Annotated in this window: 15 protein-coding genes; 4 read left to right on the top strand and 11 right to left on the bottom strand. The window is 52.0% G+C overall.

The window, feature by feature from the left end:
* Positions 1 to 28: 28 nt before the first annotated feature.
* Complete coding sequence (locus tag NSU01_RS04285; protein WP_144026199.1) at positions 29 to 490, top strand: hypothetical protein; 462 nt, start codon at positions 29 to 31, stop codon at positions 488 to 490.
* A 125-nt stretch (positions 491 to 615) separates the two neighbouring features.
* Here NSU01_RS04285 and NSU01_RS04280 read toward each other — a convergent pair whose 3' ends face one another.
* The 9 genes from NSU01_RS04280 to NSU01_RS04240 all read right to left on the bottom strand — a co-directional run bounded on the left by NSU01_RS04280 (position 616) and on the right by NSU01_RS04240 (position 14339).
* Positions 616 to 1512, bottom strand: coding sequence for an SDR family oxidoreductase (locus NSU01_RS04280; protein WP_076247963.1), 897 nt, complete (start codon positions 1510 to 1512; stop codon positions 616 to 618).
* A 142-nt stretch (positions 1513 to 1654) separates the two neighbouring features.
* Complete coding sequence (locus NSU01_RS04275) at positions 1655 to 2494, bottom strand: aldo/keto reductase (RefSeq protein WP_076247960.1); 840 nt, start codon at positions 2492 to 2494, stop codon at positions 1655 to 1657.
* Between the two features lie 84 nt (positions 2495 to 2578).
* A complete protein-coding gene (locus tag NSU01_RS04270; protein WP_076247957.1) occupies positions 2579 to 2761 on the bottom strand; it encodes a hypothetical protein in 183 nt (60 codons plus the stop codon).
* On the bottom strand, positions 2734 to 7608 hold the full coding sequence (locus tag NSU01_RS04265) for an AAA domain-containing protein (protein ID WP_076247955.1): 4875 nt from the start codon (positions 7606 to 7608) through the stop codon (positions 2734 to 2736). Before NSU01_RS04265 ends, NSU01_RS04270 begins: the two co-directional genes overlap by 28 nt.
* A gap of 240 nt (positions 7609 to 7848) precedes the next feature.
* Positions 7849 to 8190 (bottom strand): cupin domain-containing protein, encoded by a 342-nt coding sequence (locus NSU01_RS04260; protein ID WP_076247953.1) that lies wholly within the window; start codon positions 8188 to 8190, stop codon positions 7849 to 7851.
* A gap of 57 nt (positions 8191 to 8247) precedes the next feature.
* Positions 8248 to 9501: a PTS ascorbate transporter subunit IIC gene (locus tag NSU01_RS04255; RefSeq protein WP_039292428.1), complete on the bottom strand. Its 1254-nt coding sequence runs from the start codon at positions 9499 to 9501 to the stop codon at positions 8248 to 8250.
* A gap of 430 nt (positions 9502 to 9931) precedes the next feature.
* Positions 9932 to 10954, bottom strand: a complete 1023-nt coding sequence (locus NSU01_RS04250; protein ID WP_076247952.1) for a substrate-binding domain-containing protein — start codon at positions 10952 to 10954, stop codon at positions 9932 to 9934.
* A 471-nt stretch (positions 10955 to 11425) separates the two neighbouring features.
* Entirely contained in the window at positions 11426 to 11881 is a 456-nt protein-coding gene (locus tag NSU01_RS04245; protein WP_256704024.1) for a putative immunity protein, read from the bottom strand.
* Positions 11882 to 11951: 70 nt separating this feature from the next.
* Positions 11952 to 14339 carry an amylo-alpha-1,6-glucosidase gene (locus NSU01_RS04240; protein ID WP_042133623.1) on the bottom strand — a complete coding sequence of 796 codons (2388 nt, stop codon included), beginning with the start codon at positions 14337 to 14339 and terminating at the stop codon, positions 11952 to 11954.
* A 170-nt stretch (positions 14340 to 14509) separates the two neighbouring features.
* Between NSU01_RS04240 and NSU01_RS04235 the strand changes: the two genes are divergently transcribed.
* Positions 14510 to 15496 (top strand): DUF4003 family protein, encoded by a 987-nt coding sequence (locus NSU01_RS04235; protein WP_076247949.1) that lies wholly within the window; start codon positions 14510 to 14512, stop codon positions 15494 to 15496.
* 350 nt (positions 15497 to 15846) lie between these two features.
* On the opposite strand, the gene NSU01_RS04230 is transcribed toward NSU01_RS04235, so the two are convergent.
* Complete coding sequence (locus tag NSU01_RS04230; RefSeq protein WP_076247947.1) at positions 15847 to 17226, bottom strand: amino acid permease; 1380 nt, start codon at positions 17224 to 17226, stop codon at positions 15847 to 15849.
* A gap of 233 nt (positions 17227 to 17459) precedes the next feature.
* Between NSU01_RS04230 and NSU01_RS04225 the strand changes: the two genes are divergently transcribed.
* Both NSU01_RS04225 and NSU01_RS04220 read left to right on the top strand, forming a co-directional pair.
* Positions 17460 to 19235: an ABC transporter ATP-binding protein gene (locus NSU01_RS04225; protein WP_039292437.1), complete on the top strand. Its 1776-nt coding sequence runs from the start codon at positions 17460 to 17462 to the stop codon at positions 19233 to 19235.
* A complete protein-coding gene (locus tag NSU01_RS04220) occupies positions 19222 to 20997 on the top strand; it encodes an ABC transporter ATP-binding protein (protein ID WP_076247945.1) in 1776 nt (591 codons plus the stop codon). The genes NSU01_RS04225 and NSU01_RS04220 overlap by 14 nt, the downstream gene beginning before the upstream one ends.
* 143 nt (positions 20998 to 21140) lie before the next feature.
* Here NSU01_RS04220 and NSU01_RS04215 read toward each other — a convergent pair whose 3' ends face one another.
* Positions 21141 to 21713, bottom strand: coding sequence for a GNAT family protein (locus tag NSU01_RS04215; protein ID WP_076247942.1), 573 nt, complete (start codon positions 21711 to 21713; stop codon positions 21141 to 21143).
* Positions 21714 to 21719: the final 6 nt, after the last annotated feature.

The raw sequence follows: 21719 nt of genomic DNA, 5'->3' as shown, positions 1-21719 counted from the left end.
TTCGGCGGATTTAGAAGGATTTATCCCTTTGATTTTCCCGTACCGCCCACTTTCGGCGGATCTAGGGGGATTTATCCCTTTAATTTCTCCATGCCGCTCACTTTCGGCGGTATTAGAGGGATTTATCCCTTTGATTTTCCCGTACCGCCCGCTTTCGGCGGATTTAGAGGGATTTATCCCTTTGATTTCCCCATATCGCCCGCTTTCGGCCGATTTAAAGGGATTTATCCCTTTGATTTTCCCGTACCGCCCACTTTCGGCCGATTTAGAGGGATTTATCCCTTTGATTTCCCTATATCGCCCGCTTTCGGCCGATTTAGAGGGATTTATCCCTTTGATTTCTCCATATCGCTCACTTTCGGCGGATTTAGAGGGACTTATCCCTTCGATTTCTCCATATCGCCCACTTTCGGCCGATTTAGAGGGACTTATCCCTTCGATTTTCCCATATCGCCCACTTCCGGCGGATTCACTGGGAATCCTGCTATAAGAACACATTCGTCCGTCAGACGAATCTACTCCTAATCCGACCGAATTTATCCATTACAGATGAATTTCATAATTTCCAAATATAACAAAAAACCTCCTTGCGGAGGTTTGAGCATATACGCTGATTTAAGGTGTCGGCATGCCGCCGTTAGCATTCAAAGTCTCGCCGCTGACATAACTGGATTCCTGGCTGGCCAGAAATACATAGGCCGGGGCCATTTCAGCCGGTTGGCCGGGACGGCCGAGTGGTGTTTTGGCTCCGAAATCCTTCAGCGCTTCCTGCGGCTGTCCGCCGCTTACCTGAAGCGGAGTCCATACAGGTCCAGGTGCTACAACATTAACCCGGATTCCCTTGGCAGCTACCTGCTGAGCCAGCGATTTGCTGAAGGTGTTAATTGCGCTTTTGGTGGTGGCATAATCCAGCAGAATCGGCGCAGGCTCATAAGCCTGAATGGAAGCAGTGTTAATGATCGTACTGCCCGGCTTCATATGCTTCACCGCCGCTTTACAGAGCCAGAACAGCGCATATACATTGGTCTTGAAGGTTGCATCGAATTGCTCGGTGGTCAAATCAGCGATATCCGGTACAAACTGCTGCTTGCCCGCGATATTGGCCAGGATATCAATCCCGCCCAGTTCTTCCACGGCCTTCTCAATCAGTTGCTCGCAGTACTTCTCGTCCTTCAGATCGCCTGGCACGGCAACGGCTTTGCGGCCGGCTTCCTCCACCAGCTGGACAACTTCCTTCGCGTCAGCTTCTTCCTCCGGCAGATAGGCAAGAACCACATCAGCCCCTTCACGGGCAAAAGCAATGGCTACCGCCCGCCCGATTCCGCTGTCCGCTCCGGTTACAACGGCCTTGCGGCCGGTAAGCCGTCCGCTGCCGCGGTACGTTCCCGCCCCGTCATCGGGACGCGGGTGCATCTTCTTCTCCAGGCCGGGACTCGGCTGCTGCTGTTCAAACTCAGGCGTAGCTTTTTCATACTGCTTCGCAGGGTCCTGAATCGTATACTGATCGCTCATTGTGTATTCCTCCTCTGTAGGCTTCTGACTCTTTCTATGTAACCAGCTTCCCATTTTCCTAAACGAATTATGTATGACCAGGAATATGAAAAAGCCCCCTGCTAAATAAGCAAGAGGCTTAACACTTCCCATTCAATCCTTCTTAAAACTCTTCGTACACCGCAGGGTCCTGATCCCACAGCGGTCCGGTTGCCGGGATTTCCGCAATCCGCTTCATCTCTTCGTCTGACAGCGTAAAGTCGAAAATATTAATATTCTCCCGCTGATGCTCTTCCGAAGAGGATCGCGGAATCGGAACTGCACCCAGCTGCACATGCCAGCGCAGAACAATCTGTGAGATGGATTTATGGTGCGCTGCGGCAATTGCGCCGAGCTGTTCATTCTTCAGCAGATCCGTGCCGCGTCCCAACGGACTCCAGGATTCTGTAATAATCCCGTGTTTCCCGTGGTAAGCACGCTGCTCTGCCTGATTGTAATACGGATGCAGCTCAATCTGATTGATGCTCGGTGCTACGCCTGTTTCCTGAACCAGACGGTCCAGATGCTCCGGCAGGAAATTACTCACCCCTATCGAGCGGATCAGCCCCTGCTTCTGGGCATCGATGAGTGCCTGCCATGCTTCTACATACAGGTTCACCTTCGGATTCGGCCAGTGGATCAGATACAGATCATAATAATCAAGTCCCGCGCGGTACAGCGATTCCTGAACGGTCACGATCGCCTCATCATACTTGTGGTGACGTCCCGGCAGCTTGGAGGTAATGAACAGCTGGTCTCTGGGCACTCCGCTCTGCCGCACTGCTTCCCCGACAACGCCTTCGTTCTCATAGTTAAATGCTGAATCAATCAGGCGGTAGCCCAAATCAAGGGCAGTCTTCAGATGCTGTACTCCCTCCGTGCCTTTAATCCACGCCGTTCCAAAGCCAATCGCAGGCACTTTCAATCCGTCGTTCAACACTACTTCTGGAATGTGATTTGCCATGATGATGCAGCCTCCCTATTAAGATAGTTGCTTACATTATCGCAGAGAATGAGGGTAATATCAAAAAGCCCCATATCATTATTCTCATGATCTGCTATACCAGGCGGCTCTCCAGCGGGTAGCATACACCCCTTCCTTCAGATAATTAAACGGTACAGCCTTCCGCCGTAATTCCGGCAAATAGCGGATCAGGTTCAGGTCTTCAATGATCCAGACTGCACCGTCCTGATCTCTGGTATCTACAAACTGCAGACCCCGGCTGTGCAAATATTCCACCAGGTTAAATCCGGAGCCGGAGTCCCGTCCTCTCCCAATTCAGCACTGTCCGCTGTTAAGCCCTGCCAGTAAGGAAGCTCCAGACCCGCATCCGCTTCCAGCAAGCTAAGCTCCTGCTCCAGCACCGCCTGTCTGTCTTCTTCCCTGCTTCGCATTTCTTCCGTCCAATAGTCCGTCAAATTCGGCTGCCGGCTGATTTCCTGATAAAAGAATTCCGCCGTCTCCTCGTGCACTTGCTCCGCAGCAATGAACCCCGCCGGCTCCGCCGCTGACCCCGGAGAGCTCGAATCTTCAACACCAGGTTCGCGTTCAAGCTCCTGCCATTCCCGCCGGATCTGCGCTGCCCTGTTTACGATAACCGTCTTCAGCGCAGGTTGTCCGGCCTCCCCGTCATCCGCATCCGCCTCCTGCCGGTGAAGCTCACGGGGAATATCGAGCTCCTCCAGTCTGCGGAACAGCGGCTGCAGCGCCTGCTCCGGATTCCGGAAATATTCACCGCCCCGAAGCCGCACAAAACTCCAGCCAAGGCGTTCCAGTATGGCTTGTATGTCCATATCTTCCTTAAGCTTCTCTGCCGGATGCCATTTGTCTCCGTCGCATTCCACCGCCAGACGTCTCCCGCCGCCTTCAACAACCATATCAATCCGGTACGCCCCTACTTTCCATTGAGGCAGTACTCTATAGCCTTCATCCAGCACCCGCCGCATAACCTGCCGCTCGAATTCGGACTCCAGCACGGGCTCCTGCTGTTTATACGTTTCATCCGCTGCATACGGATTTCTGACATATTCAATTAACCGTTTCCGCAAATCCCCTTCTTTGAGCTGGGCTACGGAATCAAGCGAGTGCACCAGCCATAGCTGGTCGCGGGCGCGGCTTACAGCTACGTTATACCTTTTCTTGGTGCGGTTCCCCGGATCAGAGATGAGGCGCAGAGGCACAGCTTCCTCTGAAGCGTCCACCATGGACAGGAACACAACATCGCGCTCATCCCCCTGAAACTGGGCGGAGTTGCCGCAGCGAATCTTCCGCCGCTTGTATTCCGTTGCCGGAATATACTTCTGCAAATACTGGTCAATCAGAATGGCCTGCTCTTCGCCAAGCAGCGTAATCACGCCAAATGTAGCATCCTTGTATTCTTCCAGCTGGATAGCAGACAGAATTAGCGAAGCAATGGCCTCTGCTTCTGCCTCATTGCGTTTACCGTCCCGGCTCCCGCCCTGGGCCCGGTATTCCACGGTATACGGTTTCGTGGTTACTCCGCCGGCATCGCGGAGCGGAAGAATGGAACCATTATAGGAGAGCAGGTTGCTGAACTGGATAATCGGCTCCACACAGCGGAAATGCTCCCTAAGCTGCGTCATGCCCGCGAATGAGGTTTTGGCTAAGTCATAAATTGAGGTGCTGCCGTCATAAAGTGCGGCATTGGGAATCCCCTCCAGATGGGCATCCATCAGTCTTCTGGTCTCATCCAGCCGCTGGCCGATGGCCTCCGGGCTCACCTGCTCATCATCACCTACCACGACAATTTGTGTGCCCAGATACAGTGCTGTCAACGCCATAATATCTGCCTGGCTGGCTTCGTCCACGATAACCACATCAAACCGGTTCTCGGACGGAGTGAAGCTGTCGACCACTCTGTACGTAGGCATAATCCAGACAGGAACAGCCGTCTGGCAGACCGGCATCAGCTTCCGGGCTTCGGCAAGCAGATGGGGAGCCGCTTTTCCCGTACGCTTGCCGGCTTTTTTCATCAGCAGCTTCCAGCCGTGAAGAGCGTTCTGCTGCTTCAGCGTAGTTTTCCGGGCAAGCGCCAGCCAGGCCTTCTTCTCCACTAATTGAAGTGTGGCCGCTTTGAACTTTTTACGAATCTCCACCAGTTCTTCTTGAAGTTGTTGTGCGGAGATACCCGCCCGCTGATCAAGCTCCATATCCAATTGTTTAAGCAGCCAACCCGCTTCAAGTCCATTGGGGGCCCGGTGCTCTCCGTGGATTCCGCTTCTGTGCCTGAGCGCCTCCGCCCAATCCGGAGCACTCTGCTGCAGCCGCTCCAGCCATTCTTCCCTTTGGCTGATCCGCGCACTTTTATCCCATAATTGCTGAACTGCCTGATACGTTTGCTCATAGGACTGCGGGTCCAGCCGCTCTACACTCTCCTGCAGCCGGCAGGCTATAGCGGAACGCGAATCTGCCAGCGACTCTGCAGCCCTGCCTGCTTCCGCGATCTGCTCTTTAACTGTTCTCCATTTCTCTGCATTAATATTGGCACCTATAATAGAAGGAAGCTCTTGCTCTACCAGCTCCCGCATATGAATCCAATCCATATGTTTGCCTACCGTCATAGGCTTGGCGTTCAGCAGAACATTCCACAGCAGCCCCTCGCTCTCGAGGGATTGAAGCGGCGGATCAAAGCTTGTCTGCCGCCAGTCCAGCAGGCTGCGGATCTCCTGAATAATGTTATCCATATACTCTTCGGGCTGCGGTCCGAACCGGGCCAGATCATATCCGCCCCCGTCCGTAACCTGACGCTTCCAGCGGATGACGGACTTGGCCCGCTGCGCCTGATACGTACCGACAGTAAGCAGAGCCTCCAGGTAGGCAGCGTTGACCTCTTCAATTCCTTTGCCGGGAGGCGCTATAAGCTCGCAGGCCTTCTTCCACGGTCTCTTAAGCAACAGCTGGAACGTGCTCAGCTTCCCCCTGTCTTCCAGATACCGCTTCATCTCCTCCAGTACAGGCAGCAGCGGCTGCAGATCCGTATCGGCCAAATGTTCAAAACCATATCTGTACCGCGCAGTTCTGGCGGCGCGGTATAGCTCAAGCCACTTCTCCACTTCTTCCAGCAGATCGGTCCAATCCTTCTTCTCCGTTTCCTTAGATGAGATCAGATTCAGCTTCCACTCTTCCTCAGTAACGGCACCAAACGCCTCACGCAGCTGCTGGAGAGCGGCGTTCAGCTTCCCGGGATGTACAGCCATACCGGGCTTAAAGTAAGGAAGATGTCTGACGGTATCTGCAGCGGCAAGTGTCTGATATTCCAGCACAAGCTCATGGAAAATTTCAGGAGTGACAGGCAGTTCTATACGATTGCGTAAGTACCGGAATTCCGCTTCATCCAGCGCACTGATTTCCCCAGAGCTTCTATATAACTGTTCCAGCTCGTCAGGGGTAAGCGGACAAGCCTGTCCGGCCGCTATCCTTCCCGGCACCAGCTCCATCGTATGCCGGCCTGCGGAGATCATTTTGGCAGCTGCGGATGGATCGAAGGAAGTGCCAAAAATAACAATAGACCGGTAATCGTTCTCTCTGGAGAGCCGCAATCTGTCTTCAATGCCTCTGATCTGCTCCAGAATGGATTTGCGTCCGGCAGTCAGCTGCTCTACTTCCGCTTCCGTCTGTTCAATGGATATGGAGCTTAAGGTGGAAGTAATCTTATCGATGGAATTCTCCAGCTGCTTCTGCCCGCTGGCATCATCCAGCACACTGACACACAGATCCTGAAGCGGCCTTGCCACCTTGTCACGCAGCACGGCGAGTGCCCTTGAGGTGTGACTGGTGACCAGTACGCTTTTGCCTTCCGCCAGGAAATGGCCCAGCAGATTGGCAATCGTATGCGTCTTCCCGGTACCCGGCGGGCCCTGCACCAGAACAGAACCGTATCTGCCCAGCTTAAGAGCAATATCCAGCTGCTCAGAGTTCGCTTCTTTGGTGAACAGAATCTCTTCGTTCTCACCATTCACATTCAAATTCGAATACGAAAAAACCTGCGTTCCGTCTGAAGCCTCCCCCGGATCAATGCCGGTAATTCTGGCAATCGCCTGAGGGAGTTCCTCTCTATCTTGTAAATCCTGAATAATCTCTTCGAACGCATGATCGAAACCGGCCGACCGCTTGCGCAGGAAAATAACCGGTTCTCTCCGGATATACACTACTGTCTTGTCCTGAGCCGGTTGTGCAGATGTTCTATTATAAGGAATAAACGCAGTCTGGGCAGACAAGTATCCGGATACTTTGCGCAAATATTCATCCGTATCCGTGAAATCCAAGGGGGAGCATGCAGCCTCGAGCAAATCCGCGGTGCATTTCTTAATCGACCCCGGACTGACTTCAGGCACATCTCTGAACAAGGAGCCATGAAATTCGGGGGCGGCTTCGGAGGCTATAACTGTAAATTCGGGTCCCTCCGTATTGAATACAAGCTCGATCCTCTGTAGCAGCACCGGATGGTGAATCGTCTCCGGTGTAAGCTCCCAGTGCAGAATCCCGTCGCCGATTATCAGCTCCACAGCGTCCCGCTCCCGCTCAATCCACGAATAGAGCATGTACAAATCCTCGAACAGCTTAATCGTTCTGCGGACAGGCCACTCCCGCTCCTGCCAGGCCTCACGCTCCTGAGTCCAATTCTCCCAGAGCCGCACTCTCTCTTCGTCCTGATCGAAACGTTCAACATAAGCCTCATATTCCCCGGAATCCGCAGCTTCCCGGTAGCTGTCCATGCTCTCCAGCCGTTCCGGGCGGGTATGAATTTTCTCCCAATCCGGCTTCAGCCAGCGCTGCAGCAGCTCCGGCGGCTTCGGACAGGCGGTCCGGTCAGGCCGCTTCACGCGCAGCAGAACCTCAGGCATCTCCTCGTCTATACGTTCAGAGGGACTTATCCCCTCTGTGAAATCACAGGTCACATTAGAATGAACCGGCAGATCCGCAAGGGACTGCGACCATAACTGCCCGGATATATGCTTGATTATCGGCTGCTTCAGCTGGTGCAGAGCCTGCAGATAGGTGAATACCTGAATAAGCTTCTGTCTCGCTGCGATTCGCTGATCTTCACTAGTTCCCATATAAAGCCCTTCTTCTCTGTCCTTTTACGACAAAGATCCTGTTTTTTTGAACTAATTATAATATAATCCGCAAGGTTACAATACCAGTATTTTCATATCAAATAACCCCGCAAGGCGGGGCATTAACTGCGATGTTTAATCAGGTACTTTGCGTAGACCCCATATTATAATTATTTCCAAAAAAAGAGACACGGATTCCCCGCGCCTCTCAACAGCCTTATCTGCTGTTCAGTTACTCTTTTAAAGAAAATCCGCCCGTGCCGGTGTAAAAGCATCCAGTAAAATGCCGTCATCCTCCAGCGGGATACAGCCGTGAAGCACATTGGACGGGAAGTGGATACTGTCGCCAGCCTTGACGGTCTGTACATCCTGCGTTTCACCGTCATCGATCATGAACTGAAAGCTGCCCTGCAGCACATAGGTAACCTGTTCATGCACATGCTTGTGCAGCGGGATTTCTCCTGCCTGGGCTTGGGCGAACATCACCTTCGTACACATAATCTGGTCGCTGTGAGCGAGCACCTTACGGGTAGTATTGCTGTCTACAGTTACAGCCTGAATCTCTTGATCGTGATAAAACATAAAGTAATACCTCCTATTCAATAGTTACTAAATCGATTTAGTTAATGTCCAAAAAAATTAATGGAACCAGCGGAAAATCCCCCATAGGATAACCGACAAAGAAGTAAAGTCCGGATCAGCGAATGTTACCCCTTCAGCTCCCAGGTAGGAGAACAGCGGCAACGTAAGAGCAGGCAGCAGACACAGCAGGAAACCGTTCAGACAGCTGGAAATGACAGCCCCTCTGAAGCCGCCGCTGGAATTCCCGAAGATCGCAGCAGCACCGCCGGCTAGGAAGCAGGCCATAATTCCGGGAACAATTACCGGCAATCCAACGAGCGGGAACAGGAACACGCAGGCCACACCCGTGAAGAAGCTGACCAGGAATCCGACCAGAGCGGAATTCGGCGATTTGTCGAACAGGACCAGAACATCCACACCTGGGATTGCGCCCGGAGCGAACACTTGGGAGAAGCCTTTGAAGGCAGGGACGATTTCTGTAGTAAACAGCTTAACACCGGCTTTGGCGATATACAACCCGGCGGCGAAAATTGCAGCCTGCTCCAGAATGAAGACGATATATTCCTTGCCATCCGATAATTCGTTAACAAAATCAGCACCGGCGACGAGTCCTGACACCAGCAGCAGCACCAGCATCGTTAAGGTAGTAGCCACATTGGGATCGCGCAAAAAGCTGATCCGGTCGTTAATCTTAATGTTCTCCGTATCATTCTCACGGTTGCCGAACACTTTGCCCAGGTACGTACCGATGATGTAGGAGGTCATGGAAGCATGAGCGATGGTATATTCATCCGACTTGATGATGTTCCGGCTGGCATTGCGCAGCAGATAAGGAAATACCGCCATGTAACTGCCTATGGCCAGGGAACCGACAATAACAGTCACTACTGAGCTTAGTCCCAGACCTTTCATAACCGCAGTAGCGGCGAAGCTCATGAACAGAACAAGGTGCAGAGACAGATAGATGTATTTGAACTTCGTTACCCGTGCAAGCACAATGTTCAGAATCATGGAGAACAGCAGGATCAGCGCAGCGTCTGCACCAATCTGATCAATGGTCAGCGCCATGATCGCTTCGTTACTCGGCACAACACCCTTGAGGTGGAAGGCATATGAGAACATTTTGCTGAAGTTGGTGAGCACGCCGCCCAGGATACCGCCGCCTACTTTGATCATGGTGAAGCCCATGAAGGAAAGGGTTGTGCCCGTAATAATTTCAGGAATTTTCTTACGCTGGAAGATGAGGCCGAGAAGCGTCACAATGGCAATAATAATTGATGGCTCTTTGATAATACTCATAAACATATGCATGGCGGGTCTCCAACTTCTTTCTCAAAGTTATAGTTTTAAACTCGTTACTAAATCGATTTAGTAAAATTCCAAAAAAATTTGGTCCTCTCGTAAACCATGAAACAACATGCCTTAACATTGTGCAATAAAACTACTCTGTTTGTTTGTGAACAAAATCACAACCAAAATCAAACACTTCACTCATTAACCGCCATCCGGTACCCCCCTCTTCAAAAGAACACGCTATCATTGTTAAAAACAGGAACAATCAGGAATGCAAGGGTATTCATTACTCGAATCATACGATCATTATAACGTGATATCTGCTTTTTGCAACAGAAAAAATAAAACCGTTTCCAAAGCAAAAAAAGACTTACTCTCCTTCTCCGGTTCTGTCTCCGGTCCAAAAGAAAGTAAGCTGCGCGAAGCAATAATCTATGCTACTAATCATTCAATCCAGCGTGCGGACCGATTCCCTATGGTTAATCTCAGGGTTCAAACGGACCAGCTCGGGCCGCCCTGCCTGCTCCTCTTCCTTCTGGTCAATTAGATCCAGCAGCAGCCGGGCGCTCCTCTTCCCCATTTCAAAGCTTGGCTGGGATATGGTCGTAATCGGCGGATTGTAGAAGGACGCAAAAGATACATCATCGATCCCGATCAGGGAGAAATCCTCCGGTATGCTTAAGCGGTTATTCTTGGCGTAGATCAGCACCTGCTCCAGAATCATGTCATTGGTGGCGATGATAGCAGTAGGCGGATTGTCCATATGGAACAGCTGTCCGATCAGCGCCGGCATTTCGTCCAGTCTGCCGCTTTTGATATAGCTCTCATTCACCGGAAGACTATGCTTCTTCAGCGTACTTCTGTAACCGGACAAGCGCTCAACCCGCGTGGTAATTGCCTTTTTTCCAAGCGGGAAGGTGATGATTCCTATTTGGGTATGGTTATGAAGGACGAAGGCTTCGACTGCAAGCTCGCTGGCTTTTTCGTTATTGAGCAGTACGGTGTCCACGCTGATATCGTCTATTTTACGGTCAACAAATACAAATGGATAACCATTCTTAACCAGCGAGGAATACATCTTCTTATTCTCTTCCGTCGGAAAAATAATCAGGCCGTCCACCTGCCGCGCAATCATCGACTGAACGTATTTCTTCTCCTTGAGCGGGTCATCATCAGTGTTGCAGACGATCACCTGCACCCCCTTCAGCTGGCATTCATCCTCGATGGCACGCACAACCTCCGTAGTGAATTTTGATAGAATGGTTGAGGAAATCACGCCTACAATGAACGTCTTCTTATGCTTTAGACTGCGGGCCACCTCATTGGGAATATAGTTAAGCTCTTCAATGGCCTCTTCAATCTTCTTCTTCGTATCCACACTCATATAGTTGAATCTCTTGTTCAGAAATTGCGAAACCGTACTTTTGGATACCCCTGCAAGTTCGGCAACTTCCTTCATCGTAACTGCCATGATCCAGCCTCCTACAACACTTTCCCTTATGCAAAAAGACACTTCGCCCGTGTGCCAAAGTGTTTTCACGACGCATGTGAGTTCTACTGTATTATATACTTTCTTGGGCGGGTAGGAAATCAGGCATAAATTTGCCCAGGCGGGAACGACACAGTTTGTTCAGAGTTCATATCTTTAAGCGAATCGCGGGATCTTTTGCAGCCGGTAAAGCGATAAATCATAAATGTTGTACGTTTTGCAACTTTGATTCAATCATATTTGTGTGTTTAAGAGAATTGTTGTATGAAATACAAGAATTCTACCGCTAAAGCGCCTGCAAGCGGAGAAATGTTGCCTTTTGTACAACAATTTCTGATTATGGTCGATTTAATCAAGGAATTGTTGTATTTAGTGCAGGATTTCAAGTCTGTGTAACTGACTGCCGCCAAAAGGATCGCAGGAGGACTTCTACCAGTCCTCCCCCTCAACTAATCAGTCCTCGTTAAGCTGGGCCAGATGCCGGTACTGCCATTCACGCTCCTGCGTGACGGCGAGTTCCGCTCCGTCAGGGGCCGCCGCGGCATGAACAGCCTTGACGGCATAGGTTGCGGCATGCACTGCATGGGCGGCGACATGCGCAGTTGCCGCAGCATGTCCGGCTGCGCGGGCTGCAGCGCAAGCCTCTGCCGGACCGGCGTCACGTGCCGCTGAATGAGCGGCAAACGCTGCCTGGCGGGCTGCGGCCATCTTAAGCTCACCGCGCACCCAGGCCCGCGCGGCTTCAACCGCTTGCCGGGGCCGGTTGTCTTCCGGGCATGCTGCCTCCAGATAAGGCAGCACGCGCTCGGCGCAGTCGGCAGCCCAGAGCGCTAACACTTGATGATTACTTGTGCCTGCAAGCGCGGCGATGGACTTATCCAGTCCGCCCGCGGCCAGTTTCGCTTTCACTATATTCCTCCCTTGGAAGAAGGCCGGAATCTTCCTGAGATTCCGGCCCTTCGGTTAGTATTCATTTCTATCAGGCATTGTCAGGCGGAAGCTTGACCAGCACAGTATACTCCATACCTGGTTCCAGATCCTTAAGAATACCACCCTCCGCTAACTGGCCGTCCAGATAGACTTCTGTCGCCTTAACCCCCGCTTCACGCTGCATCTTGATATGCAGCCCGGCACCTCTGAAGTTACGCTTAACCGTAACCTCCGGCCAATCGGAAGGGAGCTGCGGCTTCACCTGCAGTCCTTCGCGCATGCCCTGGAGTCCAAACAGGCCATCTATCAGGCAGCGGTATACCCACGGAACGGTGCCAGTATTAAACAGATGGCTGGAGCGTCCGGCAGTCTTCGGGAATTGCTTGTAAGCACCGCGGTAATAGTTGGGGATGAAGACAGGCAGTTGGCCCCGTCTGATGATATCCCCGATGTCAGGTCCCGGGAGCATTTTGCGCAGCAGGCGGTACGCCTGATCCTGCTCTCCTACCGCATACAGGCCATAGATATAGAACGCTGCAGCATGATTATAGACTGCCCCGTTCTCGGCAGTGCCCGGATGCTTCTGCGTGACCCGGCCTACATCCTCCCGCATGGCGGTATAGGAGGGTGCCAGCTTTTCCACTCCGTAGGGTGTCTCCAACTGCTCCGTGACCGACTTCATCAGCTTCTCCCGCTTCTCTTCATCGGCCGCACCGCTGAGCAGCGCCCAGCCTTGCGGATTAATGAAGATCCGCCCTTCCTTATCCTCACTAATTCCGAACACGACATTGTCATCGGTGATTCCCCGTGCGTACCACTCACCATCCCAGAAATACTGATTGACGACCGCATTCGTCTCATCCGCCGCAAGGCGGAATGCCTTGCCAGCCTCCAGCCGGCCGCTGTGATCACAGATATCCGCCCAGATCATGCAGGCATAAGCCGTAGCTATCGTCAGCCATCCGGATACTCCTTTGCCCCGGTAACCTACCATATTCATCGGGTCACACCAGTCACCCTGATTGATATAGTTCAGACCCCGCTCATCCCGCTCATGAATCAGCCAGTGCATCGCCCGGTCAATATGCTCGAAGACTGATCCGGTTTCCTCACTCCCCGCATAAGGGACAACCTCTTCCAGAATGCTGTAATCATCCGTCTCATCCAGATAGGTACTGAGGCAAATGGGCAGCCAGACACAATGGTCCGTATGCGGGACCTGATTAATATATTTCAGTTCAGCGGCTTCATGCAAAATAATGCCATCCGGCATGGCTCCGCTTACCGCCTGCTGGCTTAGAGCAGTCAGAAAAGCCTGCCTGGCTATCTGCGGCTTAATATAACTCATGCCCATATTATCCTGCAGATAATTACGGGTCTGGGGGTCTGTCGTCAGGCGGTTCGTCTGCCCGTGATAATACATCTGCCGGGGCAGCCAGTGGTTGACCAGATTATCAAGATCCGCATCCGGAGTCGTGATCTCAATGCAGCCTCTGCCTTCGCGGATGTATTCCGCATATTCACGTTCTGCAAGCTCGAATCCGTCTTCGCCGTCGGCATCAGCATTCTGGAACATCCGCTGGCGGATATCAGCGATCTCCTGCTCTGTCTGAGCCGGACCGAAGATGAACCGGTATTCGCGCTCTTCACTTGGCTCGAGGCCGAGCCGATATTGCAGAACTGCAACCGGCGATTCGTAACGGGATTCTCCCCGGGATAGCAGACTGCTTCTCAGCGCTGACGGCGAGCTGATCCCGCCCTCCCCTTCGAATGCTTCCTGGTTCACCTCCCAGGATGCCGGAGCGTGATCAGCCAGCAGGAAGGTCTTGTCCTTCAAGTGTTTGATTCTGTCGTATTCCTGATATTTCTGATATGGCGTAACGGCTGTAGCTACGATGCCTTGCAGAGCTTCCTTATACTCGCCGGACTGGTTCATCCATGACATGTAGCCGATGGTGAAGTAGGGATAGATACTTATTTTCCGTGGAGCAGAAGACAGATTGGTTACCTTCACGCGCCACAGCTCCATCGGCTCATCCTTGGGCAGGCTCAGCGTCATCTCTATGGCGATACCGCTCTTCTCTATTTTCCACACAATATTATGTTTGCCTACTGCAAAGGTATAGTGATCAGGGGGCATACGTACGGGTTCATACGGGGCAGAGAATAGCTCACCGCTCTCCTCATCCTTCACATAGACAAACCGGCCGGGATGGTGGGCATAATAGGGCTGCTCCGGCTGCATGAAGGTCTTGGCTTCCAGATTCGGGGCATAGGAGTACTTGGCAGGCTCGGGCTGCATGAACTGGGCTACCGCATACCCGCGGCAATTCATATGAATCATCATCTGCTCATTCCATAGAAATCCTGAAGCCTTGGGCAGAATTGTCGGGCTCGACAACTCATAATACTCGTTATCTTCAGATGCTCTTATCATTCTCATGCCTCTCTTCCAGGTTTATAATGCGCTGATGTACCTTCTCTATGTTCAAGAATACGCTCTCATAGGTTACACGGCAAGTCTATGAGATTAGATTCATTTTCATCATTTGGGTTTGTATAGTAGAATCAGCCCAAGTGTCCAAGTATAAATGAGAGGTGTACCCGATGAAGGAACAATACCTGGCAAGACTTGAATTGTTCGCTGAAAATGCACAGAGAATCATGAAAGAATTCCCCTGGCAAAATGCTCAGGTGAACCGCCTGGCGGCATTGCTCTACACCGTGGAGAACAAAACAGCCGATCCTGAAGCGATCCGTGCGCACCATGCGCTGATCAAGGAGAACACCCGGATGTTCTCTTCCTTCCGCGGGACTTCCGCCATCAGTATTGCCACCCTGCTCTCTCTTTCTGCTAAACCGGAGCAGCAGCTTGCCGAAACGTTAGCCGTGTATGATCTGATGAAGGATATCAAATTCAGGGCTTCTGACTATCTCGTCATTGCCGCCTATCAGATTGCTGCCCATACTACATCCGAGCAATATGTCCAAGTGATCGAACGCACGAAGGCATTCTTCGATGGCATGAGAGCGAAGCACCCTTTCCTGACCGGACAGGATGACTATATCTTCGCTGCCATGCTCGGAATTTCCAATATCGGAATCGAGCACGGAGTAGAGCGCCTGGAACAGCTCTATGTAGCTCTGAAGCCTGAGTTTTTCTCCGGCAACAGCGTTCAGGCTCTGACACAGGTAATGCTGCTTGGGGAGGAAGATGGCGGATCTGCAGAACGGGTGCTCAGCCTGCGTGAGGCCTTCCGTGCACAGGACATCCGGATGGACAAGGAATATACCCTTCCTTCGCTTGGCATCCTGTCGCTGCTCCCTTATGAACAGAAAGAGCTGGTAAGCGATGTCTCGGAGACGTATGAGTTACTGCGCACCCGGAAGGGCTTCGGAAATTGGTCGATTAACAAGCAGGAGCTGCTCCTGCTGTCTGCTGCACTGGTGTCCTATACGTATGTAGACGACGTGAAAAGCGGCATTATCACTTCCGCGTTATCTACCAGCCTTACCAACATCATCATTGCCCAGCAGACGGCAATTGCGGTTGCAGCCGCATCTGCTGCGGCAGCCTCGTCTGCTTCGAATTAGATTTATAGGCCTGCCGTGTGTGGCAGAGACCGGTTATGTGATGGAATTCTTGCACCAAATACAACATTTTCTTCGAAAAATCGGCCGTAAACCAGAAATGTTGCACAAAATGCAACATTTCTTCGGTTTCAGGCAGTATGACGGGAAAATTCTTGTATTATGTACAACAATACTCTCAAACACACGGGTAACTATGAGCCAAAGTTGCATTACGTACAACATTAGGCCGATACAGTGTTTACCTAAAAGTCTCAATTCTGCCGGGATGTATTCCGGCGACATTTCTATAAAAGTGGTTCCAGAAAAAGAGCCCGTCCCCAGTTTATTGGAGACAGGCTCTTTATTATCATCTAAGCTTCCCCCGCCTCCTCCGGACGCACACGCTTGCCAATGCCGAAGGCATAATAGCCGGCAACAACAATGGCCAGGAACGAAGCCCCCACAATCAGCGACAGGTGTGTGTCCGGGTTGAACCACATGCCGACGATCACGAGCGACAGGAAGATAATGATAATGTAGTTGCTTATCGGGAACAGGCGCGACTTGAACGGATGATCTGCCATTTCGCCCTTCCACTTGTCCCGGAACCGGAACTGGCTGAAGGCCAGAGCGAACCAAGGAATCATTCCCGGAAGCACACTGGCGCTGTAAATATAGAGAAACAGCTTGGAATCCGGCATAAGGTAGTTGAACAGCACCCCGACCAGCAGCAGGGAGATGGTTGTAATAATACTGTTTCTGGGCACCCCGCTTGCCGAGACCTTCCCGAAGAACTTCGGAGCCTGCCCGTTCTGGGCTAAGGTGTACAGCATTCTGCCCGCACTGTAGATTCCGCTGTTGCAGCCCGACATGGCCGCTGTCAGCACGACAAAGTTGATGATGCCCGCAGCGCCGACAATTCCCACCTTGGCAAAGGTCATCACGAATGGACTGCCGATTCCGCCAATTTCGTTCCATGGATAGATTGTTACAATGATGAAGATTGCCCCCACATAGAAAATCAGGATACGCCAGATGATATTTTTGATCGCTTTTCGTAGCGTTTGCTTAGGATCCTCGGCTTCCCCTGCGGTAATGCCCACCAGCTCAATCCCCTGATAGGCGGCCGTGACAATACAGAGCGCAAACAGGAAGCCCTTCAGTCCTCCCGCAAAAAAGCCTCCATGGCTGTACAGGTTCGACAAGCCGAGCGGCTGTCCGCCGTTCCCCAGACCAAAGAAGATTACTCCCGTTCCAATCACCAGCATCACGACAATGGCGACCACCTTGATCATCGCGAACCAGAATTCAAACTCCCCGTACAATTTCACAGCTGCCAGATTGGCTGCCGCAATAATACCTACACCAATCAGAGCCGGAATCCACTGCGGTATGTCCGGGAACCAATATCCCACGTAAATCCCGATTGCCGTAACCTCCGCCATGCCTACAGTCACCCAGAGGAACCAATAGCTCCAGGCAGTGAGAAATCCGGCCAGCGGACTGATGTATTTGTGGGCAAAGGTGGCGAAGGAGCCGGTGACCGGTTCGAGCACCAGCATCTCCCCCATAATCCGCATCACAAAAAACATGATTATTCCCGCCAAAAGATAGGCCAGCAGCACCGACGGCCCCGCCCATTTAATCGTACTTGCAGAGCCCATGAACAACCCTACACCAATCGTACCGCCGAGTGCGATCAGCTCGATATGGCGCGGCTTAAGCCCTCTTGTTAACTGTTTCGTTTCCAAAAAAATGCTCCCCCTCATATATGTTCCTTGCCTATGTAGAACGCAAAACTATCATAGTATGTCAGAATCATTGTAAGCTGTGACATACATTAACGCAATGCAGAATTACTCCACCAAAAGTTCGGTCGATTGTAACAAGAAAATTAGCTGTAAACCTATACATTTTGTTTCATAGTGTTATAATCACTTTGATTTATTCACACGAAATAAGAAAAACAGAAGCAGGTGATCAGATGTTTGAACTTAAATGGCTGTGGCAAAACCTGGAGGGCAACCGGGCACGGTATATCGTGGCACTTTGTCTCTCGGTAGTGGGCTCAAGTCTAACGATTGTGAACCCTTACCTCAGCCAGCGTATCGTCGATACGTTTATAGCCGGCGACCATGCAGGGCAGAATCTTGCTACAGAGAGGGGTCTGCTCATCGCGCTCTGCCTGGGCATGATTGGCTTTTCCCTGCTCCGTACAGGTCTGGCTTATCTAACGACCATGCAGTACGAAATATCCTCCCAGAATATGATGTACAACATCCGCATTTATTTGTACAACAAGATTCAGGGGCAGGACCGGGAGTATTATGACCGCAACCGTACCGGTGATCTTATGACCAAGATGACAGGCGATCTGGATATGGTCCGGCATTCGATGGCGTGGATTTTCAAGACGATCATTGAATCGCTGACGATTTTTCTGGCGGCCGTTATTTATTTCCTTACGATCGATGTCCAGCTGACGCTGTGGATGCTGATCCTGTCGCCACCGATTTTTGTCGTGGCCTTTATCTTCGCCAAACGTGTCCGTCCCATGTACATTGATCTGCGCGAGCGGCTGTCCCAGCTTAACACGACGACCCAGGAGAACATTTCAGGCAACCGTGTAGTCAAAGCTTTCGCCCGTGAAGAGTTTGAGATTGCCAAATTCACGGAGAAGAACGTCAACTACTCTGTGGCGAACAAGAAGGCGGCCCTCGTCTGGCTCGATTACTTTCCTTATCTGGAGTCCTTCGCCCAAGCCTTCAACGTCATCCTGATGCTGGCCGGCGGTTACTTCCTGATGCACGGCCGGATCACCTTTGGTGAATTCGCAGCCTTCTCTTCGCTTATCTGGGCGGTATCCAACCCTATGCGCAATATCGGGATTATTATCAATGATATCCAGCGCTTTTTTGCCAGCTTATCCAAAATCGTTGATATCTATTATGCCCGCCCCGCTATTGTGAACGAGCACAATGTCACAGAGAGCCGCCGCTATGAGGGCCGGATTGAGTTCGAGCATGTCCGGTTCAAATATGACAGCGCTACCGTGCTGGATGATCTGAGCTTCACGATTGAACCCGGCGAAACGATCGCCATTATGGGCGCAACAGGCTCAGGCAAGACATCGCTGATCAACCTGATCCCCCGGTTCTACGATGTGGCCGGAGGCCGCGTGCTGGTAGACGGCAGAGATGTCCGTGAGCTTGAGCTTGATGAACTGCGCGGGAATATCGGGATGGCTACGCAGGACGTCCTCCTGTTCTCCGATACGATCGACGGCAACATCGCTTATGGCGACCCTGAGCTTACGGAAGAAGAAGCGCAGGCCTATGCCGGCCTCGCAGCAGCCCATGACTTCATCGTCAAAATGCCGGAAGGCTATGACACGGTAGTCGGCGAACGCGGTGTCGGCTTGTCCGGGGGACAGAAGCAGCGTATTGCGCTTGCCCGCGCGCTGGCAGTCCGCCGTCCAATCCTGATCCTGGATGATACGACGTCTGCGGTCGATCTGGAGACGGAGGAGCATATTCAGCGGAGTCTGTGTGAGCTGGAGTATCCCTGCACGAAGATTATCATTGCACAGCGGGTATCCACTACCGCCCAGGCAGACCGCATCCTGATCTTAGAGGGCGGCCGTCTGATTGAGGAAGGCACCCACGCCGAGCTGCTGGCCAAGCGGGGGTATTACTACGATGTATTCATGCTGCAGAACGAGGGCATTGGAAGGCAGGTGACCGAGAGTGGCCAGGAATAAATTCGATGTCGATGAGAATCTGGAATCGCCGTTTAATATTAAGCATTTCCGGCGGGCTATGGTCTATATCAGACGCAAGAAGAAACCGATGATTCTCGCATTCGTGCTTAGCGCACTGTCAGCGGCTATCGCCCTATCCGCCCCGCTGATTATGCAGCATGTGGTAGACGTAACCATTCCGGCAAAAGAAATGGGCGCGCTGGTCGGCTGGTCCGCGCTGATGCTGGCGACCATTGTGGTCAGCGTAATTCTGGCTACTATCCGCTCACGGATTATGACCAGTGTCGGGCAGGATATTATCTTCGATATCCGTACCGATCTGTTCAAGCATCTGCAGGATTTGCCGTTCAAATATTACGATGACCGGCCGCAGGGCAAGATCCTGATCCGGGTTGTTAACTACGTCAATGCGGTATCCGACGTGTTGTCGAACGGAATTATTAACTTTATCCTGGAAATCGTGAATCTGATCTTCATCGCTGCCTTCATGTTCGCCGTTGATGTCCGGCTCTCCTTCGTCATCCTTGCCGGACTGCCTGTATTCCTCGGTGTCATGCTGCTCATCAAAACCCGGCAGCGCCGGGCATGGCAGGCGGTATCGAACAAAAGCTCCAATCTGAACGCCTATCTGCAGGAAAGTATCAGCGGTATCGGCGTAACGCAGATGTTCTCCCGGGAACAGCGCAATGAGGGCGTCTTCACGCGTCTGGCCGGTAACTTCCGCACAGAATGGATGCGGGCGCTGCGTTACAACACGCTTATCCCGTTCACTGTCGATAACTTGTCTACTATGGTTACGGCAATGATTTTCCTGGTCGGCCTGCTGACTCTGAACCCGCAGAGCATGACGCTCGGCGTCATTCTCGCGATGAGCAGTTATGCCGCCCGCTTCTGGCAGCCGATTCTCAATCTATCCCAGCTGTACAATAACTTCATTAATGCGGTAGCCTATCTGGAGCGTATCTTCGAAACGCTGGATGAGCCGGTTACCGTCAGCGATATTCCCGGGGCGAAGGCGCTGCCGCCCGTTCAGGGCCGGGTCACCTTCGACGATGTAACCTTCGCCTACGATCCGGGACTGAACATCCTGGAGAACATCTCCTTCGATGTCGCAGCCGGAGAGAGCATCGCCCTGGTCGGTCCGACCGGTGCAGGTAAAACTACGGTCGTCAATCTGATCTCGCGCTTCTATAACCTTACCGGCGGCAGAATCCTGATCGACGGGCAGGATATTGCCGGGATCACGCTGAAATCGCTGCGCAGCCAGATGGGGATTATGCTGCAGGACAGCTTCATCTTCTCGGGAACGATTCTGGATAATATCCGCTACGGCAGACCGGATGCCACCGAGCAAGAGGTCATCGCCGCTGCGAAGGCTGTCTGCGCCGATGATTTCATCCGTGAATTTGACCAGGGCTACCTGACGGAGGTTAATGAGCGCGGCTCCAAGCTGTCCCAGGGACAGCGGCAGCTCATCTCGTTCGCCAGAACCCTGCTGGCCAATCCGCGCATTCTCATTCTGGATGAAGCCACTTCTTCCATTGACGCGCAGACCGAGCGTCTGCTCCAGAAGGGTCTGAATGAGCTGCTTAAGGGACGTACCTCGTTCATCATCGCGCACCGGCTGTCCACCGTGAAGAACTGCGACCGCATCATGTATGTCTCGAATAAGGGCATTGCGGAAAGCGGCTCGCATGATGAGCTGATCGCCCGCCGCGGCCTCTACCACCGGCTCTATACGGCGCAGAAGATGGAAGCATAAGCCTCCCCCGCAAAGTGAGGCTCCAGCTTCGAAGATAACTCAAGTACTTTGCAGGGACCCCAAAAATTAACCCAATAATTTAGTTCTTACAGCACCAAAAAGCTCAAGCCTATTAACGGGCCTGAGCTTTTTTTATCTTATTGTCACACCTGAATATAATCTTCCCTAAGCATACTGTATATCTCCAGATCGACAATCCCTTTGCCTGACCACAAGGCGGCTTGCCGCAGCATTCCCTCCTTGATGAAACCGGTCTTCAGGAGCACCTTCTTGGACGGTTCATTGCTCAGCATGACTTCGGCCTGAATTCTGTTTACCTGAACCTCCCTGAAGATATAATCCAGCAGGATTTCAACAGCCTTGGAGGCAATACCTTGTCCCCAATGGGCTTCCGCCAGGAAGTAGCCGATCGTCACCATATTCACCTTCTGATTGAAATCACAGGCTTCAATTATTCCGAGCAGACGCCCCTCCTCACCACTGGCAAAGATTCCCCACTTGATCCTTGATCTTTTGGCGTAGTCCCGTTCGAAATGTCCTATCATATTGCTGACTGTAGCCTTGTTGTGCTTCGGAATGATCCCGCAATATTCAAAGACCTTGTCATTGCTGTAAATGTCAAACAGCTCGTCCAGATGAGTCTCCTCAATTCGGTTCAATACAAGTTCATCTGATCTTAGTACAGGAAACCGTTCAAATACAACATCCAAATTCATTCCCGC

The sequence above is a fragment of the Paenibacillus sp. FSL H8-0259 genome (genome assembly GCF_037963255.1).
In the GTDB taxonomy this organism is placed as follows: Bacteria; Bacillota; Bacilli; order Paenibacillales; family Paenibacillaceae; genus Paenibacillus_AQ; species Paenibacillus_AQ phytohabitans.
Note: the sequence above shows the minus strand (reverse complement) of the source record. Positions and strands in the feature narration are given on the sequence as shown.

Excerpts from the sequence above, each read along its gene's own strand:
- NSU01_RS04280 (WP_076247963.1), bottom strand. The coding sequence starts at position 1,512 with ATGAGCGATCAGTATACGATTCAGGACCCTGCGAAGCAGTATGAAAAA.
- NSU01_RS04275 (WP_076247960.1), bottom strand. The coding sequence starts at position 2,494 with ATGGCAAATCACATTCCAGAAGTAGTGTTGAACGACGGATTGAAAGTG.
- NSU01_RS04265 (WP_076247955.1), bottom strand. The coding sequence starts at position 7,608 with ATGGGAACTAGTGAAGATCAGCGAATCGCAGCGAGACAGAAGCTTATT.
- NSU01_RS04260 (WP_076247953.1), bottom strand. The coding sequence starts at position 8,190 with ATGTTTTATCACGATCAAGAGATTCAGGCTGTAACTGTAGACAGCAAT.
- NSU01_RS04255 (WP_039292428.1), bottom strand. The coding sequence starts at position 9,501 with ATGCATATGTTTATGAGTATTATCAAAGAGCCATCAATTATTATTGCC.
- NSU01_RS04250 (WP_076247952.1), bottom strand. The coding sequence starts at position 10,954 with ATGGCAGTTACGATGAAGGAAGTTGCCGAACTTGCAGGGGTATCCAAA.
- NSU01_RS04240 (WP_042133623.1), bottom strand. The coding sequence starts at position 14,339 with ATGATAAGAGCATCTGAAGATAACGAGTATTATGAGTTGTCGAGCCCG.
- NSU01_RS04235 (WP_076247949.1), top strand. The coding sequence starts at position 14,510 with ATGAAGGAACAATACCTGGCAAGACTTGAATTGTTCGCTGAAAATGCA.
- NSU01_RS04225 (WP_039292437.1), top strand. The coding sequence starts at position 17,460 with ATGTTTGAACTTAAATGGCTGTGGCAAAACCTGGAGGGCAACCGGGCA.
- NSU01_RS04215 (WP_076247942.1), bottom strand. The coding sequence starts at position 21,713 with ATGAATTTGGATGTTGTATTTGAACGGTTTCCTGTACTAAGATCAGAT.